This window comes from Collinsella aerofaciens (assembly GCF_001404695.1).
GTDB classification, from domain to species: Bacteria; Actinomycetota; Coriobacteriia; order Coriobacteriales; family Coriobacteriaceae; genus Collinsella; species Collinsella aerofaciens_E.
The window spans coordinates 54,678-69,970 of the sequence record NZ_CZAQ01000009.1; the positions used below are offsets into that span (position 1 = coordinate 54,678).

Below are 15,293 nucleotides of genomic sequence, written 5' to 3' on the forward strand. Positions count from 1 at the left end.
GGCGCTAGGCATCAGCCAAACAGGACACACAGCGCAAAACGAGGGACGACCCAACCGGATCGCCCCTCGTCTTTTATGCGTCAGTTATGCTCGCAGCGCTTACTTGACCACCAGGTTGACCAGCTTGCCGGGCACGCAGATAGCCTTGACGACCGTCTTGCCCTCGAGCCACTTGGCGACGGCTTCCTCAGCGGAAGCCTGCATTTCCTCGTTGGAGGCATCGCGGGCCACGTCGATGCGGCCACGGACCTTGCCGAGTACCTGGACGACGATCTGCACCGTGTCCTCGACGGACTCGGCCAGGTCGAACTCGGGCCAGGCGGCGGTGTAGGCGTTGCCCTCGCAGCCGAGTGCCTCGTGCCACAGCTCGTCAGCCCAGAACGGGCAGATGGGCGCCAGGACGCTCACGATGTCCTTGGCCACGCCGTAGCACAGGGCCTTGTCGCGGTCAGCACCCTCGGTGGCGTTGAGGTAGGCGCTCGCCGCGTTGACGAGCTCCATGACGGCCGAGATCGCGGTGTTGAACTGGCCGCGATCGAAGTCCTCGGTGCATTTGGCAATGGTGCGGTGACGCTCGCGGTAGAGCTTCATCGCGGTCTCGTCGAGCACGGACTTGTCGAAGGCCACGTTGGCGTCACCCGACTGGACGAGCTGCCACACGATACGCCAAGCGCGCTTGATGAAGCGGTTGGCGCCCTCGACGGCCTTGGGATCCCAGTCGAAGTCCTTCTCGGGCGGGGCGATAAACAGGATCGCCAGACGCATGGTGTCGGCGCCGTAGGGCTCGATAACCGAGCTCGGGGGCACGACGTTGCCCTTGGACTTGGACATGGTGTCGCCGTTCTCGTCCTTGACCATACCCTGGCACAGCAGGTTGGTGAAGGGCTCATCCACGCTCAGCAGGCCCAGGTCGCGCAGCGCCTTGGTAAAGAAGCGGCTGTAGAGCAGGTGCAGAATGGCGTGCTCAATGCCACCGATGTAGTTATCGACGGGCATCCAACGGTCTGCCGCCTCGCGGGAGAAAGGCAGCTCGGTGTTGTGCGGGTCGGTATAGCGCAGGTAATACCAGCTGGAGCAGGTGAAGGTGTCCATGGTATCGGTCTCGCGCTTGGCCGGGCGACCGCAGACCGGGCAGGTGGTCTCGTAGAAATCCTTGCACTCGGCGAGGGTCTCGCCGGCGCCCAAGTCCAGGTTCTCGGGCAGCGTCACAGGCAGCTGATCCTCGGGCACGGGCACAATGCCGCAGTGCTCGCAGTGGATGGCCGGGATGGGGTTGCCCCAATAGCGCTGGCGGCTGATGAGCCAGTCGCGCAGGCGGAACTCGACCTTGCGACGGCCGCAGCCCATGGCCTCGAGGTCGGCCACGATGGCAGCCTCGCCCTCGGAGTGCTTACCGCCGCGCATGCCGGTGTACTTGCCGGACTGGACCAGCGTGCCCTCGGCAGCGTGGGCGCAATCCCAGTCGACGGTCTCGGCATGGAAGGTATCGATGGTCTCGCCGCTGGCCTCGACGGCAGCGCGATCGTCATCGTCCAGGATGATCGGTACGATCGGCAGGTCGTACTTGCGGGCAAACTCAAAGTCGCGCTGGTCACCGCAGGGAACGGCCATGACGGCACCGGTGCCGTAGTCGGCAACGACATAATCGGCAACCCACACGGGGACCTTCTCGCCGTTGACGGGATTCACCACGTAGCGGCCGGTAAAGGCACCGTGCTTCTCGAGGGTGCCCTGGGCACGCTCGACGGCAGAGATATGCTTGGAGTCCTCGACGATCTTGGTCACTGCCTCCTCGTACTCCGTGCCCTCGACGAGCTCGTGCAGACGAGCGTACTCGGGAGCAAGGACAAAGAAGGAGACGCCAAAGAGCGTATCGGCACGCGTGGTGAAGACGGTGATCTTGCCCTCGTCGCCCTCGATGGGCTCGCCATCCTGGTCGCACAGGGTAAAGTCGACCTCGGCGCCCTCTGAGCGACCGATCCAGTTGGCCTGCATCTGCTTGACGCGCTCGGGCCAGCCGGGGAGCTTCTCCAGGTCGTCGAGCAACTCCTGGGAGTACTCGGTGATCTTGAAGTACCACTGCTCAAGGTCGCGCTTCTCGGGCTCGGTGCCGCAGCGCCAGCACTTGCCCTCGGTGACCTGCTCGTTGGCCAGAACGGTCTTGCAGGTGGGACACCAGTTGACCGGGTTCTTCTTGCGGTAGACCAGACCCTTTTCCCACAGCTTCTCAAAGATCCACTGACCCCAGCGGTAGTAGTCGGGGCTGCAGGTCTTGACCATGCGATCCAGATCGTAGGAGAAGCCCATGCGCTTCATCGTGGCGAGCGCCTGGTCCATGTTCTTGTACGTCCAAGCGGCAGCCTGCGTATTGTGCTTGATGGCGGCGTTCTCGGCAGGCAGACCAAAGGCGTCAAAGCCGATGGGATGCAGCACGTCGTAGCCGCGCATGCGGGCCTGACGGGCCATGGCATCGCCAATGGTATAGTTGCGAGCGTGACCCATGTGCAGGTCGCCCGACGGATACGGGAACATCTCGAGCACGTACTTCTTGGGCTTACTGTCGTCGGTGTCGACGGCAAAGAGGTTGGAGTCCTCCCAGGCCTTCATCCACTTGGACTCAATGGCCTGCGCGTCGTAGGCAGGGATCTCGTCCTTATGATCTGTGCAATCGCACATATCAGCTCCTTTAATCTTAGCTAGGGTCGGTCGGCTTGGCTTTATTCGCTACTGCGAACAGTCCTGCGCAAGACGAAGAGCACATTTAGTGCTCTTCTTTGCGTGCGGAACTTGTAGCGAACAAAGCCAAGCCGACCGACCCTAAGGTTAACTTGACTGATGATAGCAAATACGACAAGCGAGATGCCTGCGACTTGCAGGCATCTCGCTTTATCTAAATAACGTGGTTGTGAATCAACCGCTAATTGTTACCCGCCCAAATATGGTCGGGTTTTCCAAGTGCCGCAGATTGCCGTGAAAGAGGAGCGACGCGTACTTTGGTACGCGAGCGACGGTTTGGACGGCAAGGTGCGGTTCTTGGGAAAGCCGCTTATCGATAGGAAACGCTCTGCTGAGAATCCTTCACGACAACGTCGTGGGCTCCGCCTTCGACGATCGAGGTCGAGCTCACCAGGGTCAGGCGTGCCTTTTCCTGGAGCTCGGGAATCGAGAGGGCACCGCAGTTGCACATCGTGGACTTGACCTTGTAGAGCGTGCCGCCCACGCCGTCCTTAAGGGAGCCGGCGTAGGGAACGTAGGAGTCGACGCCCTCGACGAAGCTGAGCTTCGCGGCGCCGCCCAGGTCGTAGCGCTGCCAGTTGCGGGCACGCGCAGAACCCTCGCCCCAGTACTCCTTCATGTACTGGCCGTTGACGTTGACGCGCTCGGTCGGGCTCTCGTCAAAGCGAGCGAAGTAGCGGCCCAGCATCATAAAGTCGGCACCCATGGCAAGGGCGAGAGTCATGTGGTAGTCGTAGACGATGCCACCGTCGGAGCACACGGGCACGTAGACGCCGGTCTCCTCGTAGTACTCGTCGCGAGCGCGGCAGACGTCGATCAGCGCGGTGGCCTGGCCACGGCCGATGCCCTTAGTCTCGCGGGTAATGCAGATGGAACCGCCGCCGATACCGACCTTGATGAAGTCGGCACCGCAGTCTGCCAGGAAGCGGAAGCCCTCGGCGTCGACGACGTTACCGGCACCGACCTTGACGTCCTCGCCGTAGTTGGCGCGGATCCACTCGATGGTGCGCTTCTGCCACTCGCTGAAGCCCTCGGAAGAGTCAATGCACAGGACGTCGGCACCGGCCTCGATGAGCAGCGGCACGCGCTCGGCATAGTCGCGGGTGTTGATACCGGCACCGACCATGTAGCGCTTATCACCGTCGAGCAGCTCGTTGGGGTTGGTCTTGTGGCTGTCGTAGTCCTTACGGAAGACGATGCCCATCAGGTGATCGTTGTCGTCGACGATGGGCAGGGCGTTGAGCTTGTTGTCCCAGATGACGTCGTTGGCAACCTTGAGGCTGATGTTCTTGTCGCCCACGATGAGCTGCTCACGCGGGGTCATGAACTCGGAGACCTTCGTCTGGTGGTCATCGCGGCTGGGGCGATAGTCACGGCTGGTGACGATGCCCAGGAGCTTACCCTTGGGAGTGCCGTCGTCGGTGACCGGCATGGTGGAGTGACCGGTCTTCTCCTTGAGCTCGATGACCTGCTCCATGGTCATGTCGGGGGTCAGTGTGGAATCGGACTGAACGAAGCCAGCCTTGTGATCCTTGACGGCCTTGACCATAGCGGCCTCGGACTCGGCGCTCTGGGAACCGTAAATGAAGGACAGGCCACCCTCGGTAGCGAGCGCGACACCCATGTCGACGCCCGAGACGGACTGCATGATGGCGGAAACCATGGGGATGTTCAGGGTGATTGCCGGCTTCTCACCGCGCTTAAAGCGGGTTAGCGGCGTCTTAAGAGAGACGTTGTTGGGGATGCACTGCGAGGACGAGTAGCCAGGGACCAGCAGATACTCCGAAAACGTGTGGGACTCACCGGGAAAGAACGTAGCCATGTTTCTCCTTTTTCCATGCGACCGGTCGGCTGCAGGCCTCGTAGGACCCAGCCCAACCTTGGGCGCCCAATACTGGGGAAGTATCTTAACGCACTTTGACTGCTACAATGCATGATTTAAGAAGAGCACACGAGGGTTTGACGCAGGCTTTGCGTTTGCCCAGCAAACACTTTAGCGGGGAGACGTGGAGCACATGGAGTACAAGACGACGGCAAAGCTGGTCATTCAAGCGTGCGACAAGGATCTGCCGGGCGTCTTCGGCCACGGCTGCGTCTTGCTGCTGCAAGGTATCGCCCGCGAGCACTCGCTCAACCGTGCCGCCAAGAGCATGGGCATGGCATATTCCAAGGCCTGGCGCATTGTGAACGAGGCCGAAGGCCAGCTGGGCTGCAAGCTCATCGAGCGCGACGGCGCCCGCGGATCCACGCTCACCCCCGCCGGCGAGCGAGCCATAGCGGTCTACGAGGAGCTGCAGGCCGACATCAACAACGTCATTGCCTCCAAAGCCAACGACCTCATCGCCAGCATCAAAGAGTAGCTAATTGGCGGAGGGCGTTATCTAGGGTGGCGGCTACCGTCAAGGGGTCGTCGGTGCCGGCGAAGAGACGGATGGTGCCCCCCTGCTTGCCGCGTGGGGCCGAAAGGCGCGTCGTTGCGCCGCCGGCAGGCGATGTGCGAAACTCCCCCGGCAAAGCGTCGAACAGCTCTCCCGCGCTACGCTCGATAAGGTCAAATTCAACTGCCGGGCCAAAACCATGCTCGAGGATTCCCGTTGCAACCGCATGGTCAGGATGCGAGCTCAGTCCGGGATAGCGCACGTTGCGCACCATCTCGTTGGCGACCAGATACTCGGCCAGCGCACGGGCGCGGTCGAAGTGTGCCTGCATGCGGGTATTGAGCGAGTCCAGCCCGCGCTCCAGCACACCGGCCTCGTCAGCAGGCAAATTAAGCTTTGCCAAGCCGCAGTCCTCAAACAGGGCATATGTGCACGCGGCGGCAGCATCCACACGATGGCGCTTAAGCTGCGAGCGCGCAACCGATACGGCAACCAACTTGCGTGAAGCATCACCGGCGCACACGCGGTCGAGCGCCTCGAGGGACAGCGCAGCACCCAGACGCAGCGGATCGCAGCCAAAAGCCGACGCCACGGTGTTGTCCACAACCAGCAACGCATGGGCCTCACGCGCCGCCCGACCCAGCGCACGCAGATCGGGCACACACAGGCCAAAGCCGCCGATTGAGTTCACAAACCACCACAGGTGCGGCCCCTCGGCATCAAACGAAGCATCAAAGTTCTCGGACGCGGCGACAAACGCTGCAACCGACGGCTCACCCACCATAGCCACGTCGCAGGCATCAAAGCCGCTCGCAAACGTATCGGCAAAGTCATCGGCAAACGCGACCAGGCGGTCACCGGGACGCACAATTCCCAGCTGCGACAGAGCAACCGGCACATGCGGGCCCGCAAGCAACCGCGCCTCACGCGCGCCGGCCCTCAAAGCCCAAGTCTCTTCTAGCTGCTGCACATCCACACGGCACCGTCCCTTCATAAACAAAAACCCACGATGCGGGTGTTCCCCGCATCGTGGGCAACGGCTGCAGTATAGCGCCGATATGCGACGAATCGCCTAGATGCTGAGCGCATGATAGTTCACGCTCGCACCCGGAGCGTCAACGGACACGCCATAGGCCTCGGGATAGATGCGCGTCGAAAACACGAGTGCGCCATCGTTCACAAACACCTCGACCGACGAAACATCGCCAACAATGCGCACGTTACGAACCTCGTCGACGGGCTCCCAACGCACGGTGCGACCGCAGCCGGCAGAAGCGCGGCTCTCATCGGTAAATCGCATCTCAAAGCGCGCGGGCAGCTCGCCCTCGGCGGGCACAAACGCCAGCTGCAGCTCGCCATCAACGGTCGCGGTAAATGCGCCGTCGATACCGCTAGAAATAACGTCAAAGCAGGTATCGCCGGCAACCTCCAACGAGCCCTCCCCCACACGCACCGAGGCATAATGGCGCTCGATCTCACGCGCCGGTTGCTGCAGCACCACGCCGCCGGCACCGGCTGTAAGCTCACGCGGCACCGTCATGCAGTGCTGCCAGCCGCACACCACGGTGGGTGCGTTGCCATAGGTCGGTTCATCGGGCATGCCCATCCAGCCGATCAGAATGTGGCGACCGTCCTCGGCCGTGAACTCCTGCGGAGCATAGAAGTCAAAACCGGCGTCCCACAGGCGGAATTCGCCCGGCTCATAGGTACCGTCACCACCGGTAATGTCGCCCGTTACAGGCATGTAGCCAGCAGCGTATACGTTGCCGCGGTCCCAACGACCGCCCTCGAGCCCCTGAGGAGAGAAGGACAGGAACTTCACCGGCACACCGTCATCGGCCTTAAGCTCAAGATACCCCGGGCACTCCCACATAAAGCCAAAACGCTCGGGCGTAGACACACGGGTCTCGAGCTCCCAGCTCAGCATATCGGCCGAGCCATACACCAGGATCTCGCCCACATCGCGCCCGGCACCCTCGCCGTGCATCGCACAAAAACGGCTCTCGACATGCGGCCCATCCACGCGACGACGGGCGCCCAGCACCATGTGATAACGCCCGTCCGCGTCACGCCATACCTTGGGATCGCGCACATGGCAGGTCAAATCCTCGGGATAATCATCGGACGCCAGCACCACGCGCTTTTGGCTGAACTCCCGACCGGCAAGGCCATCAACGCTCTCGACATAAACAGTATCGGCGCGGCGGCCGGTATTGACGTAGTCGTACGTCCCGTCCGCATCGGATAGCTTCACGTTGCCTGTGTACAGCACGCGAATGCGACCGTCCTCGGCAAGCGCGGAGCCCGAATACACGCCATGACAGTCGAACGGCTCGTCGGGAAGCAACGGCGCTCCAACATATTCCCACTTCATAAGGTCGCGGCTCGTCGCATGGCCCCAGACCTTAACGCCACCCTCGACATCAAACGGCGCATACTGAAAATAGGCATGGAACACGCCGCCCGCCTGGCAAAGACCGTTGGGGTCGTTGAGCCAACCCGCCGGCGGCATAATGTGGAAGCGCTGGCCATACGCGCCATGACCGCACTCAGAGGCGGCGGCGTCAACAGCGGCGACCAGCTTTGCAAGGTCGCGACCAAGTGCATTAGACATATCAAAGTCCTAACGGATCGAAAGTTACAAGGCGCCAGATGCGGGAAACACCCGCGAGCATACAGCCCGCGGGCATTCCCTCAATCAAAAGCTCTTAGGCCTGCTCGAAAGCCTTGGGCTCGTCCTTGTACAGGACAAACGAGACGCCAAAGGAAACCAGCGCGGCGACCGCGAACATGATCGCGTACTGCACGGGTTGGGCCAGGCACAGCAGGATACCGAAGATACCGGTGACGCCCGTGCCGGAAGCAGCAAGCGAGGTGAGCGCGCAGACCAGGGCACCGCAACCGCCGCCAATGCAGCCGGCGATGAAGGGCTTAAAGAAGCGCAGGTTCACACCAAAGATGGCCGGCTCGGTAATACCCATGAAGGCGGACAGAGCCGAAGGAAGCGCCAGGCCCTTGATCTTGGCATCGCGGGTTTTAAAGGCAACGGCGAGCGCTGCGCCACCCTGGGCGATATTGGCAGCGCTGGCAATGGGCAGCCAGTAGGTCACACCGTACTGGGCGAGCTGGCCCAGGTCGATGGCGGTGTACATCTGGTGGATACCGGTAACGACCGTGGGGGCATAGAACAGACCGACGATAAAGGAACCGATGCCGAAGGGCAGGGTCAGCAGGGCCTGGATCAGACCGAGGATGGCGTTCTCGGCCCACACGAAGATGGGGCCGACGGCAACGAGCGTCACGAGCACGGTCACGAACACGGAGACAAGCGGGGTCACAAAGAGGTCGAACATCTCGGGAACGATCTTGTGCAGGCGCTTCTCGAGGAAGGCCAGAATGGCGCAGGCGATGACGATGGGGATCACATGGCCCTGATAGCCGACCCACTCAAAGCTGTACACGCCGGGAATGACGGTGACCATGGTCTGAACGCTCTCGGAGGCAACCGTGTAAGCGCTCTGCAGCGAGGAGTTGATGAACGCACCGCCGACGACAGCGCCCAGATACGGGTTGGCGCCAAAGGCCTTAGCGGCGGAGTAGCCGATCAGGATCTGCAGAATGCCAAAGGACGTGCCCGAGACCAGGTCGGCAATCTTGTAGATAAAGTTATTGGTATCGAGCGCGATAAAGCCGTTGGAGGCCATAAAATTGAGGGCGCTCATAATGCCCAGCAGCAGGCCCGAAGCCACGATGGCGGGGATGATGGGGACAAAGACATCGCCGAGCACCTTAATGGCACGCATAAAGATGTTCTGCTGCTGAGCCGCGGCCTCCTTGACCTCGGCCTTGGTGGCAGCCTCGACGCCGCTGAGCGCGATGAACTCCTCGTAGACCTTGTTGACGGTGCCGGTGCCAAAAATAATCTGGAGCTGGCCCTGGGCCTCAAAGACGCCCTTGGCGCCGTCGACGTTCTCGAGGGCCTCCTTGTTAACCTTAGTGTTATCGGCAATCACCAGGCGCAGGCGCGTGGCGCAGTGCGCGGCCGAAACAACGTTGTCGGCGCCACCGATGTTGTCGAGCACCTCTTGGGCTGATTTGCGGTAGTCCATGACTTCCCTTTCCTCCAACGGGCGCATTTACACCCGGCCATCTTTGACACTTACACTGTAATCGATTTCAGTTTCATATGTCTGCAATCGTTTTCATAGTAGGGTGAACGGTAGGAAAAAGCCGGTGAATGGTAGTTTTGAGACAAACATAAGGGCTCAGAGGCAGACAGACATGCCCAAGACCTAGACATTCATAAGCTGATGACCGAGCTTGAGTGTCTTGAGACCGCTCTCCCCCTCCACGCCATCGAGCGTATTGAGCAACATATTAGTCGCCTCGACGCCACTGGTCAGGTAGCCGTAATGCACGGTGGGAATGCCGCCCGTCAGCGCGCGCAAAAATGCGTTGTCGCCAAAACCGCTCACGCGACGCACACCCTCGCCCATGCCGCGAACCTCGTCAAGAGCGCGCAGGGCGCCGGCCGCCATAGTATCGGTCGCGCACGCGATAAGCGAAACATCGGGATCGACGGAGAGCAGTTCGCGTGCAGCGCGATAGCCCGAGTCGAGCGTAAAGGACCCCTGGCAAATCAGGCTCGAATCAAGTGCCACGCCCGCGGCGCGCAAGCCGGCCTCAAAACCACGACGACGGTCATAACCGGCGGCACGGTCTTCCTCGGCAACTCCGATGTAGGCGATCTTGCCCTCAGCACGCTTCGCGAGTGCCTGACCCAGCTCGAAAGCGGCCTCGTAATCGTCGTGATAGACGCACGCCGCGCCCTCGACATGTTGGCCGATCAACACAATGGGCACACGGCACGACTCAATCGCCCGGCGATGCTCGCCGGTAATCATAGTTGCCACCAGCACAATGCCATCGACCGGATGGTTTTGGAATAAATCGAGGTATTCGAGCTCGCGATCGGGGACGTTATCGGTATTGGCAAGAAGCATCTGGTAGCCGCGGCGGCCAAGCACCTGCCCGATGCCCGCCGTAATGCGGCTCACCGACTCGGAATTAATCTTAGGCACGATGACGCCGATGAGCTTGGTGGAACCGGTTCGCAGCGCGCGAGCCTGGCTGGATCGCACGTATCCGGTCAGCTCAATCGCCTGCTTAATGCGCTCGGCCTTGTCCGCCGAGATATACCCACCATTGAGGTAGCGCGAGACGGCGGCGCTCGAAACGCCCGCCAGCTCGGCCACATCTTTCATCTTTACCACGAGCACCCCTGTCGTTGAAATCGCTTTCACCATGATACCCGTGCGGAGCTACATGCGTGTCGCAAGACGGGACGTCACGGTCAATTTAGCTGTCGCAGCACGGGCATCGCAGGGCTTCAACTAGAAACTTCGAAATATAAATGCCGAATCAGTCAGACTACCGATTCGGCACCCCGTTACATTTGCACACAGCGGCAGGCAAAATCCAACTCGAGAACAACTTACTCACTTTGGAAAGATGCATCGCTGTCCGCTGCCAATTCCGAAGGAAGAATTGCCGGCAGCGTCAAAGCCCCCATGGGCGAAAGTCCAGTAACGACCATCAGATAGCTCTTAGCGTGACCATACGCCATGGAAATCGCATTAGAGAGAAGATAACGGCGCGCTTCATCGTCTGAAATGTCGAACGGCATTTTTGTTGACACCGAAATAGCAACCGTCACATCAGCGCGCATTTTTTCCTTTGCATCGTCCCTATCAATCAGACTGCCACACACATACAGCTTTAAGTCTGCACGCTCGCCCGCCTTGTTCCTCAATAGATGGACGTCCTGATAGCTAACGTCAACTTTTAAATCCATATTCTGGGAGGGCTCATTCTCGATATGAAAAGTTGAGTCGACAACAAACAAATGAACAACCTGAATAGGCGCAATGAAATCCTTGCTCATGCAGCCAAACCTCCCGGAATCATCTCAAAGTTCAATCGTTTCGCCGAGCAGTCGCTGTTAAATGAAGACCATTGTTCTCGGACAGAGTTATTAGACGAAGAAAACGGCGCCTCATTCGAATAACTGGAAATGACCTGAGGAATGATTTTGATACCCAACGCAAGCTCAAACTTTGCGATTGTTTTCAGCGTCATGTTGGGCTGAGAATTCAACAATTTCGAAAGCGACTGAAGACTCACGCCCATACGCTTTGCCAGCTCACTTTTACTCAAGCCCGAGCGCTGCATCTCGCGATGAACAATAAACTCAATATCTAGTGCGTGCTCATAGGCACGGGTTTCGCTCGTTTCCGTTTCCGCGTAAAAGTCTGATAAATCGACCTTAACCATTACAAGTCTCCGTTTCGTAAGCGGGCAAAAAAGCCGACGCTATGACTCCAAAAGCTGCTTTGCTATCGGGGCCAACTGTTTTGCGCGTTTAATTTCTTTGGAAATATTTCCCGAGCCTTGATGGCCCTTAAACCAAAAAAGCAAAACAATCTTGTCCACGCCTTGGCAAATCGCGTAGACCATTTCTCGATTAACCCCATCAAAACCCTTGAGTTCGTATAGTCCAATCTTAGGCTCGATACATCGAAGCTTTGACGTTCCACTGACATCCTTTAGCCCGTAGTCATAGACTTTTGAAATCTGATTGATCATTTTACGGGCGGTAAACTTCGTTTTAGGATCAGACATCATCTTCTGAAATTGAGAGTTCTCAGGGGAGGTGGTTTGTTCCCAAAAAGGTCGTCCCTCGGGATCAGCATATTCGACAAGTCCATAGTCACTAACCAAAGGCCACCCCCTCCGCCTCAGATAAAACCAAATGTGGTTAACTTATAGGTTAAGTTTAGCCAAATTCAAATACATGGCAAGCCCCAAGCCGAGTTCAAGCAATCTGCATTATTGACTCAGAGAAATGCGGGAAAGAGGCAGTAGAAACTACATTGGCACATAAGGCCCCCAGCGAAGAGCCCGAACTTTTATGGTGACCAATAACATACCTAGGAAGACGAAGGCAAGGCACGCAACCGCCCAGTCGCCGTGGCCGGTCTTAGGGAGCGCGGCGGCTTGCGTTGTTGTGGGCTTGGTCTTTTTGGTGGTCTTGGTCGCAGGCGTCTTGATGGACGCGGACGCGGGCCTGGCGTCCGACTTGGGCGACGAATCAGGCGTGGGGGCGGAATCTTCGCTGGGCTTGTTCTCGTCGCTATGCTTTCCTTCGCTTCCGGGCTTTGTATCCCCCGCGGGATTGCCACCGGCAGGTTCATCGGTACCGGGCTGGGTCTTCCCCGCCGGCGGCAGGGCGCCCGCGGGTTCAATTACCACACGCAGCGCTACGGCCCCGCTGGCGTCCATCACGCAGGCGGTACCAAAGGCCCCGCCCGCCGGCGTCACAAACTGCGCGGACGTAAGTGAGCCACTCTCGCAGACAACATCGGCTATGGCGCCGGTCGCGTACACCCAGGAGGCGTCCATGGCAAACTGGCCATCGGAGGCGTACACACCAAAGAAGCGACAATCATCGACCGATCCGTCGCCAGCAGCAACAACGTGCGCGCCACCCAGCCGGGGCCCGAGACACCCGGCTCGTCGAAGGTCTGCCCCACAATGGTAAGGCTATCCACACCCGCGGCATAAGAAGGCCCGCCTAGCAAAACGCATAGGCAGGCCAGGCGAGTCTCGAAGAAGCGCGAGACGGCCTCATGCTGGAGCTGCCGCATCACGTATAGCCAACGAAGCGCGGGCGGGACGCCACCAATGGGCAACGTCCCGCCCGCTCTGCGCAATCTCATGCGCATCCAACTTGTAGAGTAAATTCATCGCTCGCGTCGATTACGACCCCAATATTTCCCTAGGAAACACACTCGATAAATCGTTAACACCCATAGCGAAAAGCACCTTTGCGCTGGCATCGTTGCTGAGCTCGTCGCTCAACTTAAGTGCATCAAGCAGTATATTTCGTCGTAACATCTTATAGTCATCCTCAGTCAGCACTAGCTCAAGATCGCTTAAAACCCCTACTAGATTGACATCGTGAGACGGAGACACCCTGGCGCAGAATAGACGTTCGTCATGCGCACAGATATTTCGAAAATCTTTAATGTGATCGTATGCAAGTCTTAGCCTACGCGGGCTGATGCGCTTATCGACTTCATGCGTCTCGGAATAAAGATCAGAAAACGACTTGGCAATGGAATTTCTCATGCTTTCTGGCTGAAACTCATAGAACTTGAATGCCTGACCAAGCATCAAATAATTCATAAGAATCCATACCGGCGTATTGTCGTGATTATTCTCATAATGCCGAATGTAGTCCCTTTTATAATCGCTTTTCCATTTTTGAGACCTACACAGCACCTTCTCGAAATCACCAATAAGCATGTCGATCTTTTTTCGATAACCAGCATCGGCACGGTAGGATCTTCTATCCAGGTATGCCTCCGGGCTATCTTTATGGGCCATTGCGAAACGATAAGAACAGACGGTTTTAAGCACTGCTTCCGCCTTGTTAAAGTATTCAAACATGAGCAGACGCAATGAACGGTCAAATTCGAATAAACGATATATATCAGAAAACTTCGTACCTTTTACGAATAGCTCGTGGCAAGAATCTCCACGCTGGTCGAGAAACAAATCCTTGTAGCCGTTAATAACCGGATAGTATCCCTCGCGTTCCAAAACTAAACGAGTATTGTTATCGCATTCGAGTCCACGGCTTTCAAGAATAGCAATCTGCTCATCAATAGATTTAAATGGTTTATCCATTTGGGCCCCTTAAACGCGAAAACCGCCTTTCGGCGGTTCCCACGGACCAAGCCGGACGTACCGTCGCAAGGCCTCATCACAAGACTTACTTTAAGGGAGAACTCCGGGTCCGTCAATCCTATGCCGCCAATCCTCCAAATCAACCTTTGGACTCATTCTTTGGATAGCTGGCAGATTATAGCCATTAATGGGCACCATGTTGACATCAAGACAACAAAAGAAGCGCTGCAACAAATCGAATAGACAGGAGTGACATGCAAGCGATCGAAAAACTAAAGACCACCGATGATTTAGGTGAACACGGAGGCGGCATATGGAAGAAATGGCCCTGGAAGGACTCCGATCATTATGAATTAATGTCCGATCTCATCCTTAAGGCTAAATACAGCATTCAAGATTTCAATTCCACTATCGGCGGGGGCTTCTTGCCCAACCCAAAGGACACCGTTTATCTTGTGGCACTTGCTACTTGGATAAAAGATGCTTCTGGCAAATTAAAGGGAACTGTCTTCGAAAAGAGATCGAAAACGATTTTGAGTTCTCTAAACAAAGTGAACTCGACGACGCGAGCAAATATCTCCAAGTTGTTCGCTCGGCAGTTATTGCCCACCCCCTCAATTCAACTAGACATCAAGATTATGGTTTTGGATCAGAAGGAAGAATCTGCATTGACATAAGAGGGAAAAGCCTACTTGATTCCTTTCCTAAGGCAGTTATTTATCGCATCACACCAAAAGGATTTTCAAGAATCAACTGCGTGGGCGATAATGACATCGCATTGATGACATGTCGCAATATCCGCAGCGCCAAAGAACAAAAAGGCAAGCTGCACTTTGAAAGATGCTGCCTCGACATGCGAGACATACGCGATTCTGCCGAGCTTTTCATTGACGCTATATACGAACTGGACCGCCACCTTGGTCGGATCAGGAGGAAGGATTTTATTAAATAGCCTCAGCTCATTAGCATAAGAGCCGATCGTTCGACCACTTCATCCTAGAAGAAACAGCCGTCACGGACAAAGACGTGCATAATACGACCCGTACCAACAATGAGCGAAGTCAACATGCGGCAGCGGGGCGAAACCGGACGTTAGCAAGAAGAAGGCGCCGGGACTCATGTCGGCCCCGGTGCCTAGGCGCAATGCCACGGTGCTGCTTCGCAATATTCAACAGTGGCTAATTAAACAAACACCGCATCCCACCAAAACGCTAGTGCCCAAGCCGTTCTAGCCAAAGAACAGCTTGGACACATTCCATGAGACCACAGCAAGAGCCGCAACCAGACCTCGCGTCAGTAGCAAACACGCTCCATACCGCCACAAATCACCCCATTACAGTCTGAAGTGGGCCACCGATAAATTTCGATGGCGAGCATTCGGCGCATTGCCTACGATACGGGCAAGCCCCGAGGGGCCGCCGATCGGGC

General features: G+C 57.6%; 13 protein-coding genes. 2 read left to right on the forward strand and 11 right to left on the reverse strand.

Annotated elements, in window-relative coordinates:
- Nucleotides 1-99 precede the first annotated feature (99 nt).
- Nucleotides 100-2,676, reverse strand: coding sequence for a leucine--tRNA ligase (gene leuS / locus AQ996_RS03700; RefSeq protein WP_055251156.1), 2,577 nt, complete (start codon nt 2,674-2,676; stop codon nt 100-102).
- Between the two features lie 370 nt (nt 2,677-3,046).
- A complete protein-coding gene (locus AQ996_RS03705) occupies nt 3,047-4,558 on the reverse strand; it encodes an IMP dehydrogenase (RefSeq protein WP_055251158.1) in 1,512 nt (503 codons plus the stop codon).
- A gap of 193 nt (nt 4,559-4,751) precedes the next feature.
- Here AQ996_RS03705 and AQ996_RS03710 point away from each other — a divergent pair, with 193 nt between their 5' ends.
- The gene (locus AQ996_RS03710; RefSeq protein ID WP_055251160.1) at nt 4,752-5,096 is read left to right on the forward strand and encodes a winged helix-turn-helix domain-containing protein; all 345 of its coding nucleotides are present in this window, start codon (nt 4,752-4,754) and stop codon (nt 5,094-5,096) included.
- Here the strand turns inward: AQ996_RS03710 and AQ996_RS03715 are convergent.
- The 9 genes from AQ996_RS03715 to AQ996_RS03755 all read right to left on the reverse strand — a co-directional run bounded on the left by AQ996_RS03715 (nt 5,086) and on the right by AQ996_RS03755 (nt 13,865).
- A complete protein-coding gene (locus AQ996_RS03715; RefSeq protein WP_055251162.1) occupies nt 5,086-6,090 on the reverse strand; it encodes a PLP-dependent transferase in 1,005 nt (334 codons plus the stop codon). The two genes, AQ996_RS03710 and AQ996_RS03715, sit on opposite strands and share 11 nt — an antisense overlap.
- 96 nt (nt 6,091-6,186) lie before the next feature.
- On the reverse strand, nt 6,187-7,728 hold the full coding sequence (locus tag AQ996_RS03720; RefSeq protein ID WP_055251164.1) for a glycoside hydrolase family 32 protein: 1,542 nt from the start codon (nt 7,726-7,728) through the stop codon (nt 6,187-6,189).
- Nucleotides 7,729-7,822: 94 nt separating this feature from the next.
- On the reverse strand, nt 7,823-9,223 hold the full coding sequence (locus AQ996_RS03725) for a PTS transporter subunit EIIC (RefSeq protein ID WP_055251166.1): 1,401 nt from the start codon (nt 9,221-9,223) through the stop codon (nt 7,823-7,825).
- A gap of 183 nt (nt 9,224-9,406) precedes the next feature.
- Nucleotides 9,407-10,378: a LacI family DNA-binding transcriptional regulator gene (locus tag AQ996_RS03730; protein WP_233540507.1), complete on the reverse strand. Its 972-nt coding sequence runs from the start codon at nt 10,376-10,378 to the stop codon at nt 9,407-9,409.
- 230 nt (nt 10,379-10,608) lie between these two features.
- Nucleotides 10,609-11,058: a hypothetical protein gene (locus AQ996_RS03735; protein ID WP_055251170.1), complete on the reverse strand. Its 450-nt coding sequence runs from the start codon at nt 11,056-11,058 to the stop codon at nt 10,609-10,611.
- Complete coding sequence (locus AQ996_RS03740; RefSeq protein WP_055251172.1) at nt 11,055-11,447, reverse strand: helix-turn-helix transcriptional regulator; 393 nt, start codon at nt 11,445-11,447, stop codon at nt 11,055-11,057. Before AQ996_RS03740 ends, AQ996_RS03735 begins: the two co-directional genes overlap by 4 nt.
- Before the next feature lie 39 nt (nt 11,448-11,486).
- The gene (locus AQ996_RS03745) at nt 11,487-11,894 is read right to left on the reverse strand and encodes a hypothetical protein (RefSeq protein ID WP_055251173.1); all 408 of its coding nucleotides are present in this window, start codon (nt 11,892-11,894) and stop codon (nt 11,487-11,489) included.
- Nucleotides 11,895-12,041: 147 nt separating this feature from the next.
- Nucleotides 12,042-12,575, reverse strand: coding sequence for a hypothetical protein (locus tag AQ996_RS03750; RefSeq protein ID WP_118384690.1), 534 nt, complete (start codon nt 12,573-12,575; stop codon nt 12,042-12,044).
- Nucleotides 12,576-12,932: 357 nt separating this feature from the next.
- Entirely contained in the window at nt 12,933-13,865 is a 933-nt protein-coding gene (locus AQ996_RS03755) for an Abi family protein (protein ID WP_055251177.1), read from the reverse strand.
- 254 nt (nt 13,866-14,119) lie between these two features.
- Between AQ996_RS03755 and AQ996_RS03760 the strand changes: the two genes are divergently transcribed.
- The gene (locus tag AQ996_RS03760) at nt 14,120-14,542 is read left to right on the forward strand and encodes a hypothetical protein (RefSeq protein WP_055251178.1); all 423 of its coding nucleotides are present in this window, start codon (nt 14,120-14,122) and stop codon (nt 14,540-14,542) included.
- Nucleotides 14,543-15,293: the final 751 nt, after the last annotated feature.

Coding starts and splice junctions, on each gene's coding strand:
- AQ996_RS03750 (WP_118384690.1), bottom strand. CDS start 12,575: ATGGACGCCTCCTGGGTGTACGCGACCGGCGCCATAGCCGATGTTGTC.
- leuS (WP_055251156.1), bottom strand. CDS start 2,676: ATGTGCGATTGCACAGATCATAAGGACGAGATCCCTGCCTACGACGCG.
- AQ996_RS03710 (WP_055251160.1), top strand. CDS start 4,752: ATGGAGTACAAGACGACGGCAAAGCTGGTCATTCAAGCGTGCGACAAG.
- AQ996_RS03730 (WP_233540507.1), bottom strand. CDS start 10,378: ATGAAAGATGTGGCCGAGCTGGCGGGCGTTTCGAGCGCCGCCGTCTCG.
- AQ996_RS03760 (WP_055251178.1), top strand. CDS start 14,120: ATGCAAGCGATCGAAAAACTAAAGACCACCGATGATTTAGGTGAACAC.
- AQ996_RS03755 (WP_055251177.1), bottom strand. CDS start 13,865: ATGGATAAACCATTTAAATCTATTGATGAGCAGATTGCTATTCTTGAA.
- AQ996_RS03720 (WP_055251164.1), bottom strand. CDS start 7,728: ATGTCTAATGCACTTGGTCGCGACCTTGCAAAGCTGGTCGCCGCTGTT.
- AQ996_RS03705 (WP_055251158.1), bottom strand. CDS start 4,558: ATGGCTACGTTCTTTCCCGGTGAGTCCCACACGTTTTCGGAGTATCTG.
- AQ996_RS03725 (WP_055251166.1), bottom strand. CDS start 9,223: ATGGACTACCGCAAATCAGCCCAAGAGGTGCTCGACAACATCGGTGGC.
- AQ996_RS03735 (WP_055251170.1), bottom strand. CDS start 11,058: ATGAGCAAGGATTTCATTGCGCCTATTCAGGTTGTTCATTTGTTTGTT.
- AQ996_RS03740 (WP_055251172.1), bottom strand. CDS start 11,447: ATGGTTAAGGTCGATTTATCAGACTTTTACGCGGAAACGGAAACGAGC.